Raw genomic sequence first — 21,273 nt, 5'->3', positions numbered from 1 at the left:
TCAAGCTCTCCGCCATTCGGTCAGCCCGCCCGGTTTGTCTTCCAGAATGATGCCGGCAGCAGTAAGCTCCGCACGGATGCGGTCTGCCTCGGCAAAGTTTTTGCCCTGCTTGGCCGCCTTGCGGGCGGCGATCAATGCTTCGATCTGCGCTTCGTCCAGGCCGTCTTCCTGCGCGCCGCTGCGGCCTTTCAGGAATTCGTCCGGCGCGCGTTCCAGCAATCCGAGTACGCCGGCCAGCGCCTTCAACTGGCGCGCATGCTGCGGCGAGCGGCTGCGGTTGACTTCATTGGCCAGCTCGAACAGCACCGAAACCGCCACCGGGGTGTTGAAGTCGTCGTTGAGCGCCTCGGCGAAGCGCAGCGCATGCGCCTCGTCCGGAGCCAGCGCGCCTTCCTGCGGCGGCACGTCTTTGAGCGCGGTGTACAGGCGCGTCAATGCCTGGCGGGCATCGTCGAGGTGGGCATCGGAATAGTTCAGCGGGCTGCGGTAATGCGCGCGCAGGATGAAGAAGCGCACCACTTCCGGGTCGTACTTTTGCAGCACTTCGCGGATGGTGAAGAAGTTGCCGAGCGACTTCGACATCTTCTCGTTGTCGATGCGCACGAAACCGTTGTGCATCCAGTAGTTGACGAAGGTGTGGCGATGCGCCCCTTCGGACTGGGCGATCTCGTTCTCGTGATGCGGGAACTGCAAATCCTGGCCGCCGCCGTGGATGTCGAAATGGTCGCCCAGCAGGTCGCTGGACATGGCCGAGCATTCGATATGCCAGCCGGGCCGGCCACAGCCCCATTGCGAATCCCATTTGGCTTCGTCCGGCTCGCCTTCCTTGGCGGCCTTCCACAGCACGAAATCGAGCGGATCGCGCTTGCCGGTGTTGACATCCACCCGCTCGCCGGCGCGCAGGTCGTCGATCGACTTGCCGGAAAGCTTGCCGTAGCCGGGGAAGTCGCGCACGGAATAATTGACGTCGCCGTCGGTCGCCTTGTAGGCCAGGCCGTTGCGCTCCAGCTTGCCGATCAGTTCCAGCATCTGCGGCACGTAGTCGGTGGCGCGCGGCTCATGGTCGGGGCGCTGCACGCCCAGGGCGTCGGCATCCTCGTTCATCGCCGTGATGAAACGCTCGGTCAGCTGGTAGATCGATTCCCCGTTTTCCTGCGCGCGCTTGATGATCTTGTCTTCGATATCGGTGATGTTGCGTACATAAGTCACGTCGTAACCGGACTTGCGCAGCCAGCGCTGCACCATGTCGAACACCACCATCACGCGCGCATGGCCGAGGTGGCAATAGTCATACACGGTCATGCCGCACACGTACAAGCGCACCTTGCCGGGTTCGATCGGGGAAAAGGTCTGCTTATCACGCGCCAGCGTGTTGTAAATTTTGAGCTCGCTCATGGGACGGGAATTCTCGGTTCGGCTGCACTGGAGACAGTGCCGTGGTCATGCTTCGCGCTTCGGGCTGCGCGCCGGGAAGAGTGCTTCCGGACGGGCGCTCGCCCCCTCGATCATTGTTCTAGCAGCGCTTTCGACATGAACGCGACACGATAGCCAAACCTCTTTTTGTGGTGCTTGTTTGATATAAAATGCCTGCTTTCGTCCGAGTATAGCATTGATAAACCATGCCCCCAGAATCACAAGAACAGACATCTATTCATGGTTTGCGCGGTTTGATCAATAGAACTGCCCACAAGACGGCACTGCTGTCCGGCCTGGTCGCCGCCCTCTTCGCCATTCCCGCGCATGCCAGCGAGATGTCCGACATCAACAAGCTGATGCGGTCGGGCCAGTATGCCGAGGCGCTCACGAAAACCGACGCCATACTCGCGAAACACCCGCGCGACGCACAGATGCGTTTCACGAAAGGCCTGATCTTAGCAGAACAGAATCGTTCTGCGGAGGCCATCGCGGTGTTCGTCAAACTGACGGAAGACTTCCCCGACCTGCCCGAACCGTACAACAACCTGGCCGTGCTGTATGCCGCCAACGGGCAATACGACAAGGCGCGCGCGGCGCTGGACATGGCCATGCGCACCAACCCGACCTATGCCACCGCGCTGGAAAATCTCGGCGACGTCTACGCCAAGCTGGCCAGCCAGGCCTACGACAAGGCCTTGCAGATCGATCCGGGCAACAACGTCCCGCAGCCCAAACTGACGCTCTTGCGCTCGCTCAACGGCAATGCCACCGGCGGCACCGTGCCGCGCCTGGCCAGCGCCGCTCCCGGCCAGGCCGCGCAGGCGCAACGGGACGCCAAGGCCAAGGCCGATGCCGCCGCCGCCGAACAACAGGAACGGGTGAAGGCGCTGGCCGCCGAGAAGGCCGCGCAGCAAGCCGCAGCCGACAAGGCGGCGGCGGAAAAGACCGCCATCGCCAAGGCTTCGGCCGACAAGGCATCCTCCGACAAGGCGGCCGCAGAGAAAGCGGCGGCGGACAAGGCGGCAGCGGAGAAAGCCGCCGCCGACAAGGCCGCCGAAGCAAAGGCGGCCCAGGACAAAGCCGCAGCCGACAGGAAAAAGGCCGACAAGGCGGCGGCCGAGCAGAAGCAGAAGGAACAGGCCGAACGCCTGGAGAAAGAAAAGGCGGCCCGGGCCGAGAAGGAAAAAGCCGCCCAGGCCGAGAAGCTGGCAGCCGCCGAAAAGGCCGCCCAGGCCAAGGCCGCGGCAGACAAAGCCCGGGCCGACAAGGCCAAGGCATCCGCCGACGCCGACCAAGACAAGAACGCCGTGCTGGCCTCGCTCAACAGCTGGGCCAAGGCCTGGAGCGACAAGGACGTCAAGGGCTACCTGGCCCACTACGCCAGCGATTTCGAAACGCCCAAGGGCGCGACCCGCAAGGAATGGGCCGAGGAACGCCGCGCCCGCATCGAGGACAAGGGCCATATTACCGTGAAGGTAAGCAACGCCCAGATCGCCATCAAGGGCAATACCGCCACCGTGCGCTATCGCCAGATATATAATTCCAACCGGCTGACGGTGGACAGCCGCAAGACCCTGGTCTTCATCAAACAGGGCAACAGATGGCTGATCAAACAGGAACGATCGGGAGGATAATCGGTGGCTCAAGTTTTACAAGGGCGTCCGGCGCGCATGCTGGGGCGCCTGCTGATGTTATTTCTGGCCGGCCTGCCGACAACCGGCAGCGTTGCCTCCTCCTCTTCCATCCCACCGCAAAGCGCCAGTCCGGCCGCGCCCGGCAAGCCCGATCCCGAGGCCTTGCTGATCGACGTCTACAAGGACCTCGGCGCCAACCGCCTGCGCGAAGCCCTGGACAAGGCCAATGCCCTGGTGGCGGCCTATCCGACCTTCCGGCTCGGCCATCTGGTGCAAGGCGACCTGCTGCTGATGCATGCGCGCCCGGTGCGCAATTTCGGCGCCATGGCCGACGCCCCGCAGGACAAGCTCAAGGAATTGCGCGACGAAGCCATGGTGCGCATCCGCTCGCTGCAGGAAAAACCCGATCCCAACCTGATCCCCAAAGCCGTGCTGCAGATGGGCGAAGACCAGAAGAATGTCCTGGTGGTCGATACCTCGCGCTCGCGCCTGTACGTCTACGAGAACCAGGACGGCCAATTGAAGTACCAGAGCGACTACTACATCTCGCAGGGCCGCTTCGGCGCCAACAAGACCAAGGAAGGCGACCAGCGCACCCCGATCGGCGTGTACTACGTCAACAACCGCATCCCCGGCCCCAAGCTGCCTGACTTCTACGGCACCGGCGCGCTGCCGCTGTCCTATCCCAATGAATGGGACAAGCGCAACGGCCGCAGCGGCTACGGCATCTGGCTGCACGGCACGCCGTCCGACAATTTCAGCCGTCCGCCGCTGTCTTCCGACGGTTGCGTGGTGCTGGCCAATCCGGACCTGCAAAGCCTGTACTCCACGGCCGAGGTCGGCAAGACCGTGGTGGTGATCAGCCAGGGCGTGCAATTCGTCAACAAGGGCGAATGGGACAGGCAGCGCCAGGCCGCGACCGCCATGCTGGAACAATGGCAACAGTCGCTGGAGAGCGCCGACAGCGAGAAGACCCTGTCGTATTATTCGCGCGATTTCCGCTCGGCCCTGGGCGAAAGCCTGCCGACCTGGTTCTCGCGCCAGCAAAAGAGCATGAACGGCGCGCGCTTCACCAGTGTCAAACTGCGCGATGTCAGCCTGTTCCGCTATCCGGGCCCGGAAGACATGATCGTCAGCACTTTTATCCAAGAAAGCGCCGTCGGCAAGAGTAAAAACGCGATCCGCAAACGCCAGTACTGGGTCAAGGAAGGATCGGAATGGAAAATTATTTACGAAGGTAATGCATGATGATTTCTCGTCGTAGCCTGCTGCGCGGCCTGGCCGCCCTCTCCCTCTCGGCCGCCCTGTCGGCGCCGGCCCTGGCCGCCGATGCGCCGCGCGTGCTGCTCAAGACCAGCATGGGCGACATCGTGGTCGAGCTCAATCCCGAGAAGGCCCCCGTCACCGTCGACAACTTCCTCAACTACGTCAAGAAGGGCCAGTACAACGGTACCCTGTTCCACCGCGTGATCAACGGCTTCATGATCCAGGGCGGCGGCTACGACCGGAACATGCGCGAAAAGGCCACCGACGCGCCGATCAGGAACGAGGCCAAGAACGGTTTGAAGAACGAGGTTTATACTATCGCCATGGCGCGCACCTCGGCCCCGCACTCGGCCACGGCCCAGTTCTTCATCAACGTGGCCAACAACGCCCCGCTGGATTACCCGAGCCGCGATGGCTGGGGTTACGCGGTCTTCGGCAAGGTGGTCCAGGGCGCCGATGTGGTCGACAAGATCAAGCAGGTGCCCACCGGCGCCGGCGACGTGCCGGCGACACCGGTCGTGATCGAATCGGCAACGCTGGTCAAATAAACGTCGCGCAACACCAGACCCAGGGCAGGCGGGCCATCGGATGCCCGCCTCGTTTTTTTGTTTTCACCCTTGTTTTTACCACTTTCACTGTTCAGCAAAGGATTCAACATGGCAGTTCTGCTCACCACCAACCACGGCAACATCAAGATCGAACTGGATGCCGAAAAAGCGCCGAAGACCGTCGAGAACTTCCTGGCTTACGTGAACTCCGGCCACTACAACGGCACCATTTTCCACCGCGTGATCGACGGCTTCATGATCCAGGGCGGCGGTTTCGAACCCGGCATGAAGCAGAAGGAAACCAACGAACCGATCGAGAACGAAGCCAAGAACGGCCTCAAGAACGAGCCCTACACGCTGGCCATGGCCCGCACCGCCGCGCCGCACTCGGCCTCGGCGCAGTTCTTCATCAACGTCAAGAACAACAGCTTCCTCGACTTCCCGGGCCAGGACGGCTGGGGCTACTGCGTGTTCGGCAAGGTGGTCGAAGGCACTGAAGTGGTCGACAAGATCAAGGGCGTCAAGACTTCCCGCACCGGCATGTTCGCCGACGTGCCGACCGAAGATGTCGTGATCGAAAAGGCGGAAGTGGTCTGACGCCGCTTCCCACCAGACGATGACGATTTTCGCGTCCTCACAACAAGCGCAGCCGACGGTTGCGCTTTTTGTTTCCGACCTCCACCTGCAGGCTTCGCTGCCGCGCACCACGGCGGCTTTCCTCGAATTCCTGCAAACCCATGCGACGCAAACGCAGCAGCTCTACCTGCTGGGCGACATCTTCGAATACTGGGCCGGCGACGACGATCTGGCCACGCCCTACAACCGGGACATCGCCGATGCCTTGAAGGCGCTGCAGCCGCATGGCGTGCAGGTCTTCTGGATCGCCGGCAACCGCGACTTCCTGGTCGGCGCCGGGTTCGCGCAAGCCGCCGGACTGACGCTGCTGGACGACCCGCACGTGATCCGCCTGGCCGGACGCGAGATCGCGCTGGCCCACGGCGATGCGCAATGCACCGACGACGACGCCTACATGGCCTTCCGCGCCCAGGTGCGCCAGCCGGCCTACCAGCAACAGTTCCTCGCCATGCCGCTGGCGCAGCGCAAGGCCATCATCGAGGGCATGCGCAAGAACAGCCAGGACTCCAACCAGAACAAGTCCTACGAGATCATGGACGTCAATGCCGGCGCCATCGGCCAGCTGTTCGAACAGACCGGCGCCAGCGTGCTGATCCACGGCCATACGCACCGCCCCGCCCTGCATGTGCTGGGCAGCGGTCAAGGCCAGCGCCTGCGCTATGTGCTGCCGGATTGGGAATACGATATCGCAACGCCGCGCGGCGGCTGGATCAGCCTGACGGCGGATGGCGTGCTGCATCGTCATGATGCGCATGGCGACGAAATTACTGCCTGACGGCGCGCCTTCGATACGCGCCTGCGGCGCTACTCAGTCCGAACGGCTTTCAATGTTGCGCCTCCGTTCGTCCTGAGTAGCCGCATCGCGGCGTATCGAAGGACTCCCCCCACATACCCTGCTGGGAGCCCTCAATCGACCAGCTTGTTCAGCTGCTCGGCATCGAAGCGGCTCAATTCCTCGAAGCGTTGACATCCTATCCCCGCGCCCTTCAACGCCGCCAGCATCACCTCGATCTGCTGCTCCTGCGCCGCCACCTGGTTGATCAGCCCGTGCAAGGCCTTTGACAGCGGATCGTCGCCGTTGGGCATAACGCCGTAGGCGGCGAAGATGCGCGCCGCGGCCGGCTCGCGCGGATCCTGGGGCGCTGCGCGTTGCACGATGCGCGCCGGATTGCCGACCGCCGTGGCGCCGGCTGGCACCTCCTTGGTCACCACCGCATTGGAGCCGACCTTGGCGCCATCGCCCACCGTGAATCCGCCCAGCACCTTGGCCCCGGCGCCGATGATCGCGCCGCGCCCCAGCGTGGGATGGCGCTTGGCGCCCTTGGCCAGCGAGGTGCCGCCCAGCGTCACTCCCTGGTAGATAGTACAGTCGTCGCCGATCACCGCGGTCTCGCCGATCACCACGCCGAAACCGTGGTCGATGAATACGCGGCGGCCGATGGTCGCGCCCGGATGGATCTCGATACCGGTCAAGCCGCGCGCGATGTGCGAGATGAAACGGCCCAGCCATTTGAAGTCCGCTAGCCAGCAGGCATTGGCCCAACGGTGCATCACCACTGCATGCAGGCCGGGATAACAGGTCAGCACTTCCCAAGTGTTGCGCGCGGCGGGATCGCGCTCGCGGATGCTGGCGATGTCTTCACGGAGTCGGCTGAACATGGTGGATTTCCTGAAACAGGTAATGCTGATCTACAAAAAAATCGCCGGACATATAGTCCGGCGATGTTGTCATGCACGGACTTAGAGCGTGTTAGGGCAGACGCTGACGTCGCGCTTCGTAAAGACAGACGCCGGAAGCAACCGACACGTTCAGGCTCTCGACCGAGCCGAACATCGGGATATTGACCAGCACGTCGCAGGTCTCGCGCGTGAGGCGGCGCATGCCCTCGCCTTCCGACCCCATCACCAGCGCGGTAGGTCCGGTGAAGTCGCCCTCGTACAACCCCTTCTCGGCATCGTCGGTGGTGCCGATGATCCACACGCCGCGCTCCTTCAGGTCGCGCATGGTGCGCGCCAGGTTGGTGACGGTGATGTAGGGCACGGTATCGGAAGCGCCGCTGGAAACCTTCATGGCGGTGGCATTCAGGCCCACCGCGCGATCCTTGGGGGCGATCACCGCGTGCGCACCGGCGCCGTCGGCCACGCGCAGGCAGGCGCCCAGGTTGTGCGGATCGGTAATGCCGTCCAGGATCAGCAGCAACGGCGGGCCTTGCACCGCATCCAGCAATTCGTCCAGCGTGCGCGCCAGCGACAGTGCGGCGGCCTTGGCCACCACGCCCTGGTGGCGGCGCGTGCCGACCATCGCCGACAAGCGCTGGTCGTCGGCCTGGATGATGCGCACATTGGCTTCCTTGGCCGCGTGCAGCATGTCCAGCATGCGGCGGTCGCGGCGGTCGGCGTCCACATAGATTTCATCCACCGACGAGGCCTCGTGGCGGATGCGGGACGTGACGGCATGGAAGCCGAAAATCATTTTGCTCTTCATAAAACCTGCTTGTTTCTTCTCTTTATTACTACGATGACGATGGCTTGCTACGGATCAAGGGCAAACCTCCAGCGCCGCTTCAGCGCTTCTTCTTGCCCTTGGAAAATCCCTTGGCTGCCGCCCGCTTGCGGTCGGTTTCGCCGGCACGCGCCTGCGCCGCGCCACCCTTGACCTTGCTTGACTTGGCGGCCTTGGTTGCATTGGCCGGCTTGGGCGCGGCCGCCTTCCGGCCTTGTGCCGCCGGCTTGGCCGCCCCGTTGGGCTTGCCGCGGGCAGCGCTTTCGGCGCGCTTGGCCTCGTTCTTGATCAGCGTGCGGATGCCCGGCTCGTTGACCAGCGACAGGTCGATCTTGCGCGCATCCAGGTCGACCCGGCTGACCTGCACGGTCACGCGGTCGGTCAGCTGATAACGAATGCCGGTGCGCTCGCCGCGCAGCTCGTGGCGCGCCTCGTCGTATTGAAAGTAATCGGCGCCCAGTTCGGTGACATGCACCAGGCCTTCGATATACAGCGCATCGAGCTGCACGAAGATGCCGAAGGTGGCCACGCCGGAAATGGTGCCGGTGAACTCTTCGCCCAGCTTGTCGCGGATGAAATAGCACTTGAGCCATGCCTCGACATCGCGCGAAGCCTCATCGGCGCGGCGCTCGTTGGCCGAACAGTGCAGGCCCAGCGCTTCCCAGATGGCCAGGCTGCCTTGCTTGCCGTCGCCGCGCGGCTTTTTGCCGGCAGCCAGGTCGGCCGCGCGCTGTTGCTGCTGCATCTTGCGCGCCGCCGGCGAGATCGAGGTGTTCAGCGCGCTGCTGTCGATGCCCTTGGGTTCATAGCGCTTGCCCTGCAGCACGGCCTTGATGGCGCGGTGCGTGAGCAGATCGGGATAACGGCGGATCGGACTGGTGAAGTGCGCGTAGGACTCGTAGGACAGGCCGAAGTGGCCAATGTTGTCCGGGCTGTAGACCGCCTGCTGCATCGAGCGCAGCAGCATGGTCTGGATCAGCACCGCATCCGGGCGCGCCTTGATCTTGGGCATCAGCTCGGCATAGTCGGAGGCGCTGGGCGTGTCGCCGCCGCCCAGGGAGAGACCGGTTTGCTTGAGGAAGTTGCGCAGCTGCGTCAGCTTTTCCTTGGTGGGGCCGGCGTGGATGCGGTACAGGGCCGGATGTTCATGGCGCTTGAGCAAATCGGCGGCGCAGACGTTGGCCGCCAGCATGCACTCCTCGATCAGGCGGTGCGCATCGTTGCGGGTGCGCGGCAGGATCTTCTCGATCTTGCCGGCGGCGTTGCAGACGATGTAGGTCTCGGTGGTCTCGAAGTCGATCGCGCCGCGCGCCTGGCGCGCCTGCAGCAGCGCCTGGAACACTTCATACAAGTGCGTCAGGTGCGGCACTAGGCCGATGCGGCGCGCCGCCTCCGGGCCCTTGGTGTTAGTCAGGATGGACGCCACTTCGGTATAGGTCAGGCGCGCGGCCGAATGGATCACGGCCGGGTAGAACTGGTAAGCCTTGATCTCGCCCTTGGCGGTGATCACGGCGTCGCACACCAGCGTCAGGCGGTCGACATCCGGATTGAGCGAACACAGGCCGTTGGACAGCTTTTCCGGCAGCATCGGGATCACCCGGCGCGGGAAGTAGACCGAGGTGCTGCGCTCCAGCGCATCGACATCCAGCGCGTCGTTCGGCTTGACGTAATGGCTGACGTCGGCGATCGCCACGATCAGGCGGTAGCCGTTGGCGCGGCCGATCTTGACCGGCTCGCAGTAGACGGCATCGTCGAAGTCGCGCGCATCCTCGCCGTCGATGGTGACCAGCGGCACGTCGCGCAGGTCGACGCGGTCCTTGAGGTCGGCTGCGCGCACTTCGCTGGGCAGCTTGGCCGCCAGCTTCTTGGCCAGGTCCGAGAACTCGTGCGGCACGCCGTATTTGCGCACCGCGATTTCGATTTCCATGCCCGGGTCGTCGATATCGCCCAGGATCTCGACGATCTTGCCCACCGGCTGGGTATAGCGCGAAGGCTGCTCGGTCAGTTCGACGCTGACCACCTGCCCCGCCTTGGCCTTGCCGGGCGAACCGGCCAGCAGCACGTCGTGGCCGATGCGCTTGTCTTCCGGCGCCACCACCCATACGCCGTTTTCGTTGAGAAGACGGCCGATCACATGGGTATTGGCGCGCTCCACCACTTCCACGATGGTGCCTTCCGGCCGGCCGCGGCGGTCGGTGCCAACGATGCGCGCCTGGACGCGGTCGCCGTGCATGACCTTCTGCATTTCCTTCTCGGGCAGGAACAGATCGTCGCTGCCGTCGTCCGGCAGCAGGAAACCGAAACCGTCGCGGTGGCTGGACACGCGCCCTTCGATGAAATTGGGCGAATGGGTCAGCTTGTAGTTGCCGGCCCGGTCGGGCTTGATCTGGCCGTCGCGTTCCATGGCGTTGAGCCGGCGCGTCAGGCCATCCATTTCTTCAGGCTTGACGCCAAGCGCGGCCGCCAGACTGGGCGCGCCTTGCGGCGTGGGCGAAGTGCGCAGGATGCCGAGGATTTCTTCCCGGCTGGGAATGGAGTATGGAAATTGGCTCAAAAGTGTCGTTTGCGCAATTGTTATCGATGGAACCGGCGCGATCGCCCCGGTCAGGTTGGATAGCCCCTAGTGTAACGGAGTTGCGGCCATTTACCTAACCGCAATACCCTGCCCGCAGCACCGCTCGGCGGAACGGGCACGAAAAAATCGCACATTCCTCCTCACAAGAGCATTGACAAGATCCTTCTATCGTATATAATCACGTTCTTTCGCGTTATTGCCCACGTGGCGGAATTGGTAGACGCGCATGGTTCAGGTCCATGTGCCGCGAGGTGTGGGGGTTCGAGTCCCTCCGTGGGCACCAAAAACATAAAAGGCCGACTGATGAAAATCAGTCGGCCTTTTGCGTTTTGGAGTAATTTCCACGCTTGCGTCCCCTATCCCGCTCGCACATTGAAAAAGCCGGACTGCCATTGCAGCTCGGCTTTTTGCCTGAACAGTCCCGTATCCCCGCTATTCCGACATCACCGGCTCAACCTTGGCATCGCTGCCGAACTTGATCGGCGGCACCCGGCGCACCATCCACAAGCCGGCCAGCGCGGCCACGATGGCGATGGCAATGCCCATGTGGATCGCCCCGACCAGGGCATCGCGCGCGGCGTCGAGCAGCGCCGAACCGTTGTGACCGGCCTTCATCAGTTGCGCCAGCAGCACCGATTGGATGTCATGGTTGACCAGCACCTCGGGATCGCTGAATTCCTTGAGCCATTGCGCGGCATGGTCGCTCTCGAGCGCCTTTTGCACACCGCTGCCGTACATCTGGCTGACCAGCGTGCCGGTAATGGCGGTGCCCAGCATGCCGCCGATCATGCGCAGCGACTGCAGCAAGGCGGTGGCAATGCCCAAGTGCTCGCGGCTGGCGGCCTGCTGGGCGAACACGGTCAGGTTCGGCAAGACCAGGCCGAGGCCGAAACCGCCGGCCAGCATGGTCGCCAGCATGAAGCCGTTGCCGGTGCCGCGGTCGCACAGCACCACGCCCAGGCAAGCCGCCGAGATCAGCACGAAACCCACCGTCATCATCATATTGGGATTGGGAATGCGCGTGATGATGCGGCCATTGACGATGCTGGCCACGGTGATACAGGCCACCAGCGGCGTGATCAGCAAGCCGGCCTCGCGCGGCGTCATCCCGAAGCCGCCCTGGAACAGCAGCGGCGCATACATCAGCAGCGAGAACATGGCGAAACCCGCCAGCACCGACAGGATGAACAGGCTCGACAGCGCGCGGTCGCGCATCATCTCGAACGGCAGGATCGGCTGCGCCGCCCGCTGCTCCCACTTCCACAGCGCATAAAAGGCCGCCACCGCAAGCACCAGCAACGCCAGCATGCCGCCGGTGATGCCGCGCTTGGGCAGCATCTCCACCAGCAGTTGCAGGCTGCCCAGCGACAGCGAGATCAGCAGCGCGCCCGGCCAGTCCAGGCGCATCTTGCCCTGGTGCTGGATATGGCGGATATGCGGCACGAAACGCCAGACGAAGAACAGCGAGATCACGCCAATGGGCAGGTTGCAGTAGAACACCCAGCGCCAGCCCAGGCCCTGCGTCAGGAAACCGCCCAGCGACGGGCCGACGGCGGTGGCGATGCCAAACGAAGCCGAAAGGATGATCTGCCAGCGCAGGCGCACGCGCGGATCGGGAAACAGGTCGGCGATGGAAGCGAAACAGGTGCCCACCAGCATGCCGCCGCCGATGCCCTGCAGGCCGCGCGCCAGCACCAGGAACAGCATGTTGTCGGCCATGCCGCACAGCGCCGATGCGGCCACGAACACGATGATGGAAGCGATCACGAACGGCTTGCGGCCGAAATAATCGCCCAACCGTCCGAAGATCGGCACGGTGATTACCGAAGTCAGCAGGTACGAGGTCGCCACCCAGGCATACAGATCGAAGCCCTTGAGCTCGGCCACGATGGTGGGCAACGCGGTGCCGACGATGGTCTGGTCCAGCGCCACCAGCATGATGACGAAACAGATGCCCAGGGTGGCCAGCAGGGATTCGCGGAAAGGCAGGACTTGGCCGCTGGAGTGCGCGGCATCGGTATGGAGGGCCATGTTGCGTGGAAGACAATCCAGGAAGAGGCGCCGACGCGCCGATGCGGCATTTTAGCAATTGGCGGCGTTTGTTGCTCAAAGGCAGCGCATACGCCAACCCGCCGCCAACGTCCCGGGCCTAGGAGCCGCGAACAAAACGCCGCCGGCAAGGCGCGCCGACACAGACAGTACGAAGAGGTACGGCAAGGAGGCTCAACGCGGCCAGCTGCCTTTTGTTAGCGGCGTTTTTAGCGGCGTTTTTAGCCGCGGTTACAGTAACAGCTCATAGCGCTGCTCATTGAGCCTGACGCCCCAGCGCATGCCCTGCCGCTCCTCGGTGCGCACGAAGCCATGCTTGCGGTAGAGATGGTGGGCCGCCTGCAGGCCGTCGAAGGTCCACAGGTAGATCGAGGGGAAACCGTTGTCGCGGCAGAATTGCACCGCGTTGCCGATCAGGGCATCGCCCACGCCCTTGCCGCGCAGCTTTTCGGAAGCGATGAACCAGCGCAGGTAAGCGCCCTGCTGCTGCGCATGCTGGCCGTCGATGGCCAGCGAGCCTTCGATGCGGCCATGCACGGTGGCAGTCCAGAAGCCGTCGCGCGCCTCGTCGTAGCGGCTCAGGAAGGCCGACAGCTCGGTGGCGATCCTGGCTTCGAAATAGACGCCGAAGCTCCAGTTCTCGGTGTAGTAGGCCGCATGCAGCTCCGCGACCCTTCCGATGGCGCCGGGCGTGTAGCCCCGGTGGATATGGATATCGTCCATGGCTTGCCTCCTCGCTCCGCTCAGGTACGCGTCGCAGGGCTGCCGCCATGGCGCCGCGCCGGGCATGTGCCGGCGGCGCGGGCGTGGCGGGTCAGTCGCCGGCGACGGTCATGCTTTCCAGCAGGATGGAACCGGTCTCCTTGGTGCCGCGCACCAGCGTGTCGTTGCCGATGGCGACGATCTGGCGCAGCATGTCCTTCATGTTGCCGGCGATGGTGATCTCCTCCACCGGATACTGGATCACGCCGTTCTCGACCCAGTAACCCGACGCGCCGCGCGAATAGTCGCCGGTGACGTAGTTCACGCCCTGCCCCATCAGTTCGGTCACCAGGAGCCCGGTGCCCATCTTCTTGAGCATGCCCTTGAACGTATCGCCCTTGGCCGTCAAGGCCGACGTCAACGTCAGGTTGTGCGAGCCGCCCGAGTTGCCGGTGGTCTGCATGCCCAGCTTGCGCGCCGAATACGTCGACAGGAAATATCCCTGCACCACGCCGTCCTTGACCACTGCGCGCCTGGCGGTACGCACGCCCTCGTCGTCGAACGGCGACGAACCGACGCCGCCGATCACGTACGGATCTTCCAGGATCTGGATGTGCTCAGGGAACACCTGCTGCCCCAGCGAATCGAGCAAGAAGCTCGACTTGCGATACAGCGCGCCGCCCGACACCGCCTGCACGAAAGCGCCCAGCAGGCCTGCCGCCAGCGGCGCCTCGAACAGCACCGCGCACTTGCGGGTCGACAGCTTGCGCGCATTCAGGCGCGCCAGGGCGCGTTGCGCGGCATAGCGGCCGATGTCTTCGGGCTTGGCCAGCTTGTTGGGGTCGCGCTTGGACGAATACCAGTCGTCGCGCTGCATGCCGCTGCCCTTGCCGGCGATGGGCGCTACCGAAATGGTGTGGCGCGAGAAAGGATAGCCGCCCATGAAACCGCGCGAATTGGCCGCCACGAAATGCGAATGCTGGGCATACACGCTGGCGCCTTCGCTGTTGGAAATGCGCGGATCGGTCTCCAGCGCCGCCGCCTCGCAGCGCTGGGCGACGACGACGGCTTCCTCCGCGGAAATATTCCATTGGGAAAACAATTTCAGGTCGCGCGGCGCCATTTCCAGCATGTCGGCATCCGGCAGCCCCGCGCAGTCGTCGACCGAGGTAAAGCGTGCGATGTTGTAGGCGGCCTCGACCGTTTCCTTCAGCGCCTGCTGCGAGAAATCCGAGGTGCTGGCATTGCCCCGGCGCACCTGGCGGCCTTCGCCGAGGAACACGGTCACGCCGATACCCTTGTCCTTGTTCTGCTCGATCGTCTCGACCCGACCACGGCGCACCGCCACCGACAGGCCGCTGCCTTCGCTGATGTCGACCGCAGAATCCGAGGCCCCCTTCTCTTTCGCATAGCGCAACACATCCTGCGCCAATTGCTTCAACTGGTCTTGACTATAGCTAAATGGGGTATCGCTCATGAGCCTGTTTTCTCTGAAATGCGGGTAAAACGGGTATCATAGCAGCCGTTCAGCAATATTTCCCGAAGCTATACCATGCCTAATGCCAACCGCGGCGCTGTCGGATTCAAGTCCAACGAATTCGAACAGGAATACGACCGCCCCTCCAAGTCCCAGCTCAAGCGCGAAATGGAAGCCCTGCAAAAACTGGGTGAAGCGCTGGTCGCCGAACCGCGCGACCGCGTCAAGCGCGTGCCCATGCCCGAGGATGTGCGCGAGGCCATCCTCGAATGCCAGCAGATCAAGGACCATGAAGGCCGGCGCCGCCAGATGCAATACGTGGGCAAGAAAATGCGCACGCTGGAAGAAGACGAGCTGGCCATCATCCAGAAGACCATCGACAGCTGGCGCGGCGCCTCCAAGGCCGAAACCGCCGCCATGCATGCGCTCGAACGCCGCCGCGAAAAGCTGCTGGCCGACGACGCCGCGCTGACCAACCTGCTCAACGAACACCCCGAAGTCGACGTGCAGCACATGCGCACGCTGATCCGCAACGCCCGCAAGGAGCAGGCCGAGAACAAGCCGCCCAAGGCCTACCGCGAAATCTTCCAGATCCTCAAGCAATTGCAGATCACCGCCGCCAAGCGCCGCGGCGAAGAGATCGACGAAAAGGATTTCGGCGATGACGGCGATGAAACCTGAACGCGACCATCTGCTGATCGGCCTGGTATCGATTTCCGACCGCGCCTCCGGCGGCGTCTATGAAGACCGCGGCATCCCGGCCCTGCAGGAATGGTTCGGCGCCGCGCTGGCCAGCCCCTGGAAGATGGAAACCCGCCTGATCCCCGACGAACGCGCGGCGATCGAAAAAACCCTGATCGAACTGGTGGACGAAGCCGGCTGCGACCTGGTGCTGACCACCGGCGGCACCGGCCCTGCGCGCCGCGACGTCACCCCCGAAGCCACCTTGGCCATCGGCACCAAGGAGATGCCGGGTTTTGGCGAACAGATGCGCCAGATCAGCCTGCAGTTCGTGCCGACCGCGATCCTCTCGCGCCAGGTGGCGGTGATCCGCGAAACCGCCGGTCATGCCGCGCTGGTAATGAACCTGCCGGGCCAGCCGAAATCGATCAAGGAAACGCTGGAAGGCCTGAAGGACGAAAACGGCAAGCAGACAGTGCCGGGCATCTTCGCCGCCGTCCCCTACTGCATCGACCTGATCGGCGGTCCCTATATCGAAACCAATGAGGCGGTATGCAAAGCCTTCCGCCCCAAGTCGGCCATCCGGCCCGCCGCTAAATAATTTTCTCCCGCTACAACCCGGCGCTGGCGCCCCGGCCAGAACCCGGGCCTGCCGTCATTTCGGACAAGGCCCCTGGTCCGGCCCGCCGCACAGCGTCGCGCCATTGATCAGATCGAGATACTGCTGCAGCCTGGCCGGCGTGATGCGCCAGCCATACTCCTTGAGCTCGTTCTGGGTCGCCGGGCGCCAGCCGAACTGCACCACGAACAAGCGTTCGCGCCCCTGGAACACGGCCACCACGCTGCCCTCGCCATACGGAGCCGCAGCGCCTGCGCGGTCGCAAAAGCCGCCGCTGACCGAGGTCGGGATGCCGTTGGTCACGGTATTTTTCTGCCCCATCGGCTGGAAGCGTCCCGGGCAGTTGCGCTGCGCGCCCTGCATGATCTCCGTCATCGCCACCTGCGGCACGTTCAGGTTGCGCGCCTTGATATTGTCCAGCAGCGCACTGTCGGGAAAACTGCGGCGCTGCACGCCCATATACCCTTCGCGCCATGAATCATGCGCTTCGTTGGGCGGCAGGAAGTCGACCACATAATCGCCATCCGGCTGGCCATCCATATACGCCAGGCGCCATCCGGGCGGCGACGAAATCATCAGGTTTTCGCCCTGGGGCTGGAACACCGCCCCCGTGATCAGTTCCGCACCGGCGCGCATCGGCAGCGACGCCGCCAGCGCCACGCAGGCGGCAATGGCCGCGCCCGTCAGTTTTTTCAGCCCCATGGGTCCGCTCCTGCAGACGCCGGAGATTTTCCCCGGCGTTCATCGTATGATTGGCAACTTGCGCTTGTGCGCAATCGAAACCGTATTGTGCCTGCGCGCCACCGTGCGCACAAATCGCATCCCAGCAATCGCATACCTCACCAACGCATAACAGGATACCCAAACCGCCATGGCTACCCAGCTCGACACCATCCAGATCGAAACCGCTCCCAATCCCACTGCCGCCGTCATCTGGATGCACGGGCTGGGCGCCGATGGCTCCGACTTCGTTCCCATCGTGCGCGAGCTCGACCTGTCGAACTGCCCGGCCATCCGCTTCGTGTTCCCCACCGCCGGCACCATGCCGGTCACCATCAACGGCGGCTATGTGATGCGCGCCTGGTACGACATCTTCACGCCCGACCTGGTGCGCCGCGAAGACGAAGCCGGCCTGCGCAATTCGCAGGCGCTGGTGGAAGAACTGATTGAACAGGAAAAAGCGCGCGGCATTCCCGCCCAACGCATCGTGCTGGCAGGCTTCTCGCAAGGCTGCGCCATGGCACTGCAAACCGGGCTGCGCCATCCGGAAAAACTGGCCGGCCTGATGTGCCTGTCAGGCTACCTGCCGCTGGCCGCCAAGGCCGCCGAAGAACGCCATGCGGCCAACCAGGACACCGCCATCTTCATGGCCCACGGCCGGCTCGACCCGGTGGTGGTGATCGAACGCGCCGAGAAATCGCGCGACCTGTTGACCCAACTGGGCTACCAGGTCCAATGGCACGAATACCCGATGCAACATTCGGTGTGCGGCGAGGAAGTCGTGCATATCGGCCAGTGGCTGGCCAAAGTGCTGGCCTGAGAACAGACCAGGCGCCGATCATCCCCGCCGCCCCCTGTAGCGGGTTATCGGCCTTCACCTACCCCATCCCCTCATTTCCCCCTCATCCCCTCCCGCGCAGGCGACGACTTTCCATCGCCTGCGGGAGAGATTTCCCCACGCTTCCGCTGTAGCCCCTTCCCCTTCTGCATCCCCGCCGTTTTCAGTCGAACCGAGATTCGAAATCGGACCAATTCCGCTTGGGTTTAGATAGCTGCCCCTTTTTCCAAAAACAAGAATAGTTATCATTCCTGCCTTACCCCTTGCCAAGGCAAGGCTCCCTTGCGAAGCGCAACGCACCTGCGCTTGGCCCCATCACTTGACCAGCCATGAACCACATGACCTCCCGTCCCCAAGCCGGACGGCGTACCCGCTGCGCCGCCGCCATTTCCCTCGCCCTGATGTCCGTCCACGGCATCGCCTCGTCCCAGCAAGCCGCCGCCGGCAACACCGACCTGGAAACCATTCATGTCAGCGGCGACTGGCTCGGCAGCGGCCTTGAAAACAGCATCAAGACCTATCCCGGCGCACGTACTTCGATAAACAAGGATACGATCGAAAGCAGCGGCGCCATCAACGTCGGCGACATATTGCGCCAGATCCCCGGCGTGCAGGCATCCGACAACTCAGGCTCGGCAGGCAGCGCCATCGCCCTCAACATCGGCGTGCGCGGCCTGACCGGCCGCTATTCCCCGCGCTCAACCATCCTGCTGGACGGCATTCCGCTGGCGTCGGCTCCTTATGGCCAGCCACAACAGTCATTCTCCCCGGTGAACCTGAACAACATCGCCTCGGTGGATGTGATCCGCGGCGGCGGCGCGGTGCGCTACGGCCCCCAGAACGTCGGCGGCATCATCAATTTCAATACCCGCGCCATCCCGGCCACGGCCGGCGCATCCGGCGACGCGTCGGTACGCTACAACAGCTATGGACAGGGCGGCTCCAGCACCCAATACAGCGCCTTTGTCGGCGGCACCGCAGAAAACGGCCTGGGCATGGCATTGCTCTACTCGGGCATGGAAGGTTCGGGCTGGCGCGCCGACACCAACCAGCGCCTCAACGATGTCGCGCTCAAGCTGCGCTACGAACTCAGCCCTACCTCCGAAATCTACGGCAAGGTCAGCTACTACGACGTGCTCTCGCGAATCGCCGGCGGCCTGACGGCTGCGCAATACAACGCCGATCCGTTCCAGAACACGCGCAAGCGCGACTACTGGGCCGGCACCCGCAAGGGCTTCGACCTGGGCTACCTGAACACCATCTCGGAAGACAAAGAATTCGAGATCCGCACCTACTTCAACCAGAGCAACCGCCAAAGCGTGCTGATCAATTCCAGGGGTACCTCCCTGTCGCACCAGCCGCGCAACTACGAGACGTTCGCCATCGAACCGCGCTTCACCCAGCGCTTCACATTCGGCAAGACCACCAACGATGTGACGGCCGGCTACCGCTATCTCCGCGAGCGCGGGGACGACAACAGGTTCTCCGAGAATGCCGCCAGCGACGCGCTCGGCAGCGTAACCACCTTCAACAACGCCACCGATGCCCACTCCTTCTATATCGACGACAAGATCGCCATCGGCAAATGGCGCATTACTCCCGGCGTCCGCTATGAACACATCAGGTCAACCCGCTACCGCGCAAGCAACAACGCCCGCTTCGAAGTGAACAACAACAAACCGCTCCCTTCAATCAACGTGGCATACCTGGCGACCGGCAACCTGACCCTGTTCGCCAACTACAACACCTCGTTCGGCGTGGTACAAAATTCGCAGCTCAACAACATGTCGGCCGGCAACCCGCTGTCGCCGGAACTGGCCAAGACAGTCGAGGCCGGCACGCGCTGGAAAAGCGACCAGTTGTCGCTGGAAGCCACCTTGTTCAACATCCGCTTCGACAATCAGATTAATTCCAGCACGCTGGCCGATGGCACCACGATCTTCCGCAACATAGGCAAAACCGAACATCGAGGCATCGAGCTGGCGGCAGACTATGCTTTCGATCGTGCCGGCCCGCTCGGCGGCTGGAGCGTATTTGCCAGCTACGCCTATACCCGCGCGCAGCAGATATCGGGCGCCAACGAAGGCAAAGACGTCCCGTTCTATTCGCGCATGACGGACACTGTCGGCACGCGTTACCAACATGGCCCCTTGAGCTTTAACCTGTCCACCACGCACCAAAGCCGCCAGTTCGCCGACCCCGGCAATACCGTTGCCGAAAGCGCCGACGGCGGTATTGGCGAAATCCCCGGTTTTCGCCTGTGGAATGCGCAAGTGGCCTGGAAAGTCCCCAACGCCAAGGGCTTCGACATCTTTGCCGGCGTCAATAACCTGACCGACCGCCGTTACTTCACCCGCACCGACGACGGCAACTCCGGCCGCCTGGTAGGCGCCCCGCGCACCCTCTACGTCCAGGGCCGCTATTCGTTCTGAGGCTCTTTACCATCCCACCCTTGCCGATCACACGGCGCCGGTAAGCTCCCCGGCGCTGTGTTAGGCTTTCCGCTTTGGACAGGTGGGAGACTCGGCAATGAAAGTCGCAGTGATGGGCGCGGGCGCGGTAGGTTGTTATTACGGAGGCATGCTGGCGCGCGCCGGCCATGAGGTTGTCCTGATCGGCCGCGCGCAACACGTCGAGGCCTTCAACCGGGTCGGCCTGCGGCTGCAGGCGCAAAGCTTCGACCAAACCATTTCCGTGCAAGCCGGCACCGATGCCGCCATCGCCGCCGGCGCCGACCTGGTGCTGTTCTGCGTCAAATCCACCGATACCGAAACTGCCGGCGCGCAATTGCGCCAGCACCTGCGCCCCGACACGCTGGTGCTGACGCTGCAAAACGGCACCGACAACGCCGACCGCCTGCGCGGCGTGATCCCGCAACCGGTGGCAGCCGCCGTGGTGTACGTCGCCACGGAAATGGCCGGCCCCGGCCACGTCAGGCACCACGGCCGCGGCGAACTGGTGATCGAGCCGTCGGCGCGCAGCGAGGAAGTCGCCCAGGCCCTGGCCACCGCCGGCGTCCCGACCGAAATCTCCGGCAACGTGCGCGGCGCGCTATGGCTCAAGCTGATCCTCAACTGCGCCTACAACGCGCTGTCGGCCATCACGCAACTTCCCTACGGCAAGATCGTGCAAGGCCAGGGCGTGGCCGACGTGATCCGCAACCTGGTTGCCGAATGCCGCACCGTCGCCGCGGCCGAAGGCGTCACGCTGCCGGGCGACGTCGATGCCGCCGTGCGCCTGATCGCCGAAACCATGCCGACGCAATACTCCTCCACCGCGCAGGATCTGGCGCGCGGCAAAGCCAGCGAGATTGATCACTTGAACGGTTTCATCGTGCGGCGCGGGCAGGCGTTGGGGATTGCGACGCCGGTTAACCTGGCCATGCATGCGCTGGTCAAGCTGCTGGAGCAGAAAAAGAAACCTCGCCAGGTTTTGAATTCATGACAGGGCTCTTTCCTTGAAGGGGCTTTGGGTAGTCTGCTCTTGCTACGTGCAGATGTACTGGCTTTATTCTTTTCTTTCTTCGGTCGGAACGGAGCGCCGGGGGCGGCCCGGCAGCCGCTCACTTTTCTTGTCTCGCCAAGAAAAGTAAGCAAAAGAAGGCGACGC

The 21,273-nt window shown here is 63.5% G+C and carries 18 protein-coding genes and 1 tRNA gene; 11 read left to right on the top strand and 8 right to left on the bottom strand.

The genetic code is table 11. From position 1 onward, the window contains the following. Nucleotides 1–1,395 carry a cysteine--tRNA ligase gene (cysS, locus tag FB598_RS20375; protein WP_141911231.1) on the bottom strand — a complete coding sequence of 465 codons (1,395 nt, stop codon included), beginning with the start codon at nt 1,393–1,395 and terminating at the stop codon, nt 1–3. A 224-nt stretch (nt 1,396–1,619) separates the two neighbouring features. Between cysS and FB598_RS20370 the strand changes: the two genes are divergently transcribed. From FB598_RS20370 to FB598_RS20350, 5 genes are all read left to right on the top strand, one after another. Continuing rightward, complete coding sequence (locus FB598_RS20370; protein ID WP_141911229.1) at nt 1,620–3,050, top strand: tetratricopeptide repeat protein; 1,431 nt, start codon at nt 1,620–1,622, stop codon at nt 3,048–3,050. Nucleotides 3,051–3,086: 36 nt separating this feature from the next. Then, nucleotides 3,087–4,298, top strand: coding sequence for a murein L,D-transpeptidase family protein (locus tag FB598_RS20365; protein ID WP_141911287.1), 1,212 nt, complete (start codon nt 3,087–3,089; stop codon nt 4,296–4,298). After that, entirely contained in the window at nt 4,295–4,864 is a 570-nt protein-coding gene (locus tag FB598_RS20360) for a peptidylprolyl isomerase (protein ID WP_141911227.1), read from the top strand. Before FB598_RS20365 ends, FB598_RS20360 begins: the two co-directional genes overlap by 4 nt. A 108-nt stretch (nt 4,865–4,972) precedes the next feature. Further along, on the top strand, nt 4,973–5,461 hold the full coding sequence (locus FB598_RS20355) for a peptidylprolyl isomerase (protein ID WP_141911224.1): 489 nt from the start codon (nt 4,973–4,975) through the stop codon (nt 5,459–5,461). Nucleotides 5,462–5,480: 19 nt separating this feature from the next. Next, a complete protein-coding gene (locus FB598_RS20350; RefSeq protein ID WP_141911222.1) occupies nt 5,481–6,275 on the top strand; it encodes a UDP-2,3-diacylglucosamine diphosphatase in 795 nt (264 codons plus the stop codon). A gap of 131 nt (nt 6,276–6,406) precedes the next feature. Here the strand turns inward: FB598_RS20350 and cysE are convergent, their stop codons facing one another. The 3 genes from cysE to rnr form a co-directional block, all read right to left on the bottom strand. Next, complete coding sequence (cysE, locus tag FB598_RS20345) at nt 6,407–7,159, bottom strand: serine O-acetyltransferase (RefSeq protein ID WP_141911219.1); 753 nt, start codon at nt 7,157–7,159, stop codon at nt 6,407–6,409. A 91-nt stretch (nt 7,160–7,250) separates the two neighbouring features. Beyond that, nucleotides 7,251–7,985 (bottom strand): 23S rRNA (guanosine(2251)-2'-O)-methyltransferase RlmB, encoded by a 735-nt coding sequence (gene rlmB, locus FB598_RS20340; protein ID WP_141911217.1) that lies wholly within the window; start codon nt 7,983–7,985, stop codon nt 7,251–7,253. A 79-nt stretch (nt 7,986–8,064) separates the two neighbouring features. Beyond that, complete coding sequence (gene rnr, locus FB598_RS20335; protein ID WP_141911215.1) at nt 8,065–10,557, bottom strand: ribonuclease R; 2,493 nt, start codon at nt 10,555–10,557, stop codon at nt 8,065–8,067. 219 nt (nt 10,558–10,776) lie between these two features. On the opposite strand from rnr, the gene FB598_RS20330 reads away from it, so the two are divergent. Then, nucleotides 10,777–10,861: transfer RNA gene (locus FB598_RS20330), tRNA-Leu, on the top strand. A 149-nt stretch (nt 10,862–11,010) separates the two neighbouring features. On the opposite strand, the gene FB598_RS20325 is transcribed toward FB598_RS20330, so the two are convergent. The 3 genes from FB598_RS20325 to pmbA form a co-directional block, all read right to left on the bottom strand. Next, nucleotides 11,011–12,609 carry an MDR family MFS transporter gene (locus FB598_RS20325; RefSeq protein ID WP_141911213.1) on the bottom strand — a complete coding sequence of 533 codons (1,599 nt, stop codon included), beginning with the start codon at nt 12,607–12,609 and terminating at the stop codon, nt 11,011–11,013. Between the two features lie 249 nt (nt 12,610–12,858). Then, nucleotides 12,859–13,350 carry a GNAT family N-acetyltransferase gene (locus FB598_RS20320; protein WP_141911210.1) on the bottom strand — a complete coding sequence of 164 codons (492 nt, stop codon included), beginning with the start codon at nt 13,348–13,350 and terminating at the stop codon, nt 12,859–12,861. A 91-nt stretch (nt 13,351–13,441) separates the two neighbouring features. Continuing rightward, entirely contained in the window at nt 13,442–14,806 is a 1,365-nt protein-coding gene (gene pmbA, locus FB598_RS20315; protein WP_141911207.1) for a metalloprotease PmbA, read from the bottom strand. Between the two features lie 75 nt (nt 14,807–14,881). On the opposite strand from pmbA, the gene yjgA reads away from it, so the two are divergent. Further along, nucleotides 14,882–15,487: a ribosome biogenesis factor YjgA gene (yjgA, locus tag FB598_RS20310; protein ID WP_141911205.1), complete on the top strand. Its 606-nt coding sequence runs from the start codon at nt 14,882–14,884 to the stop codon at nt 15,485–15,487. Then, entirely contained in the window at nt 15,477–16,088 is a 612-nt protein-coding gene (mog, locus tag FB598_RS20305; RefSeq protein ID WP_370454975.1) for a molybdopterin adenylyltransferase, read from the top strand. Before yjgA ends, mog begins: the two co-directional genes overlap by 11 nt. A gap of 54 nt (nt 16,089–16,142) precedes the next feature. Here the strand turns inward: mog and FB598_RS20300 are convergent, their stop codons facing one another. Next, nucleotides 16,143–16,808 carry a hypothetical protein gene (locus tag FB598_RS20300; protein ID WP_141911200.1) on the bottom strand — a complete coding sequence of 222 codons (666 nt, stop codon included), beginning with the start codon at nt 16,806–16,808 and terminating at the stop codon, nt 16,143–16,145. A 169-nt stretch (nt 16,809–16,977) separates the two neighbouring features. Here FB598_RS20300 and FB598_RS20295 point away from each other — a divergent pair, with 169 nt between their 5' ends. From FB598_RS20295 to FB598_RS20285, 3 genes are all read left to right on the top strand, one after another. Next, nucleotides 16,978–17,646, top strand: a complete 669-nt coding sequence (locus tag FB598_RS20295) for an alpha/beta hydrolase (protein ID WP_141911198.1) — start codon at nt 16,978–16,980, stop codon at nt 17,644–17,646. Between the two features lie 356 nt (nt 17,647–18,002). Further along, the gene (locus FB598_RS20290; RefSeq protein WP_141911196.1) at nt 18,003–20,096 is read left to right on the top strand and encodes a TonB-dependent siderophore receptor; all 2,094 of its coding nucleotides are present in this window, start codon (nt 18,003–18,005) and stop codon (nt 20,094–20,096) included. A gap of 97 nt (nt 20,097–20,193) precedes the next feature. Beyond that, nucleotides 20,194–21,108, top strand: coding sequence for a ketopantoate reductase family protein (locus FB598_RS20285; protein WP_141911194.1), 915 nt, complete (start codon nt 20,194–20,196; stop codon nt 21,106–21,108). The last annotated feature ends 165 nt before the right edge of the window (nt 21,109–21,273 follow it).

It is taken from the genome of Herbaspirillum sp. SJZ106 (genome assembly GCF_006715495.1).
Classification (GTDB): domain Bacteria; phylum Pseudomonadota; class Gammaproteobacteria; order Burkholderiales; family Burkholderiaceae_D; genus Herbaspirillum.
The sequence above is the reverse complement of the archived record's forward strand: the minus strand, read 5'-3'. Positions and strand labels throughout refer to the sequence as shown.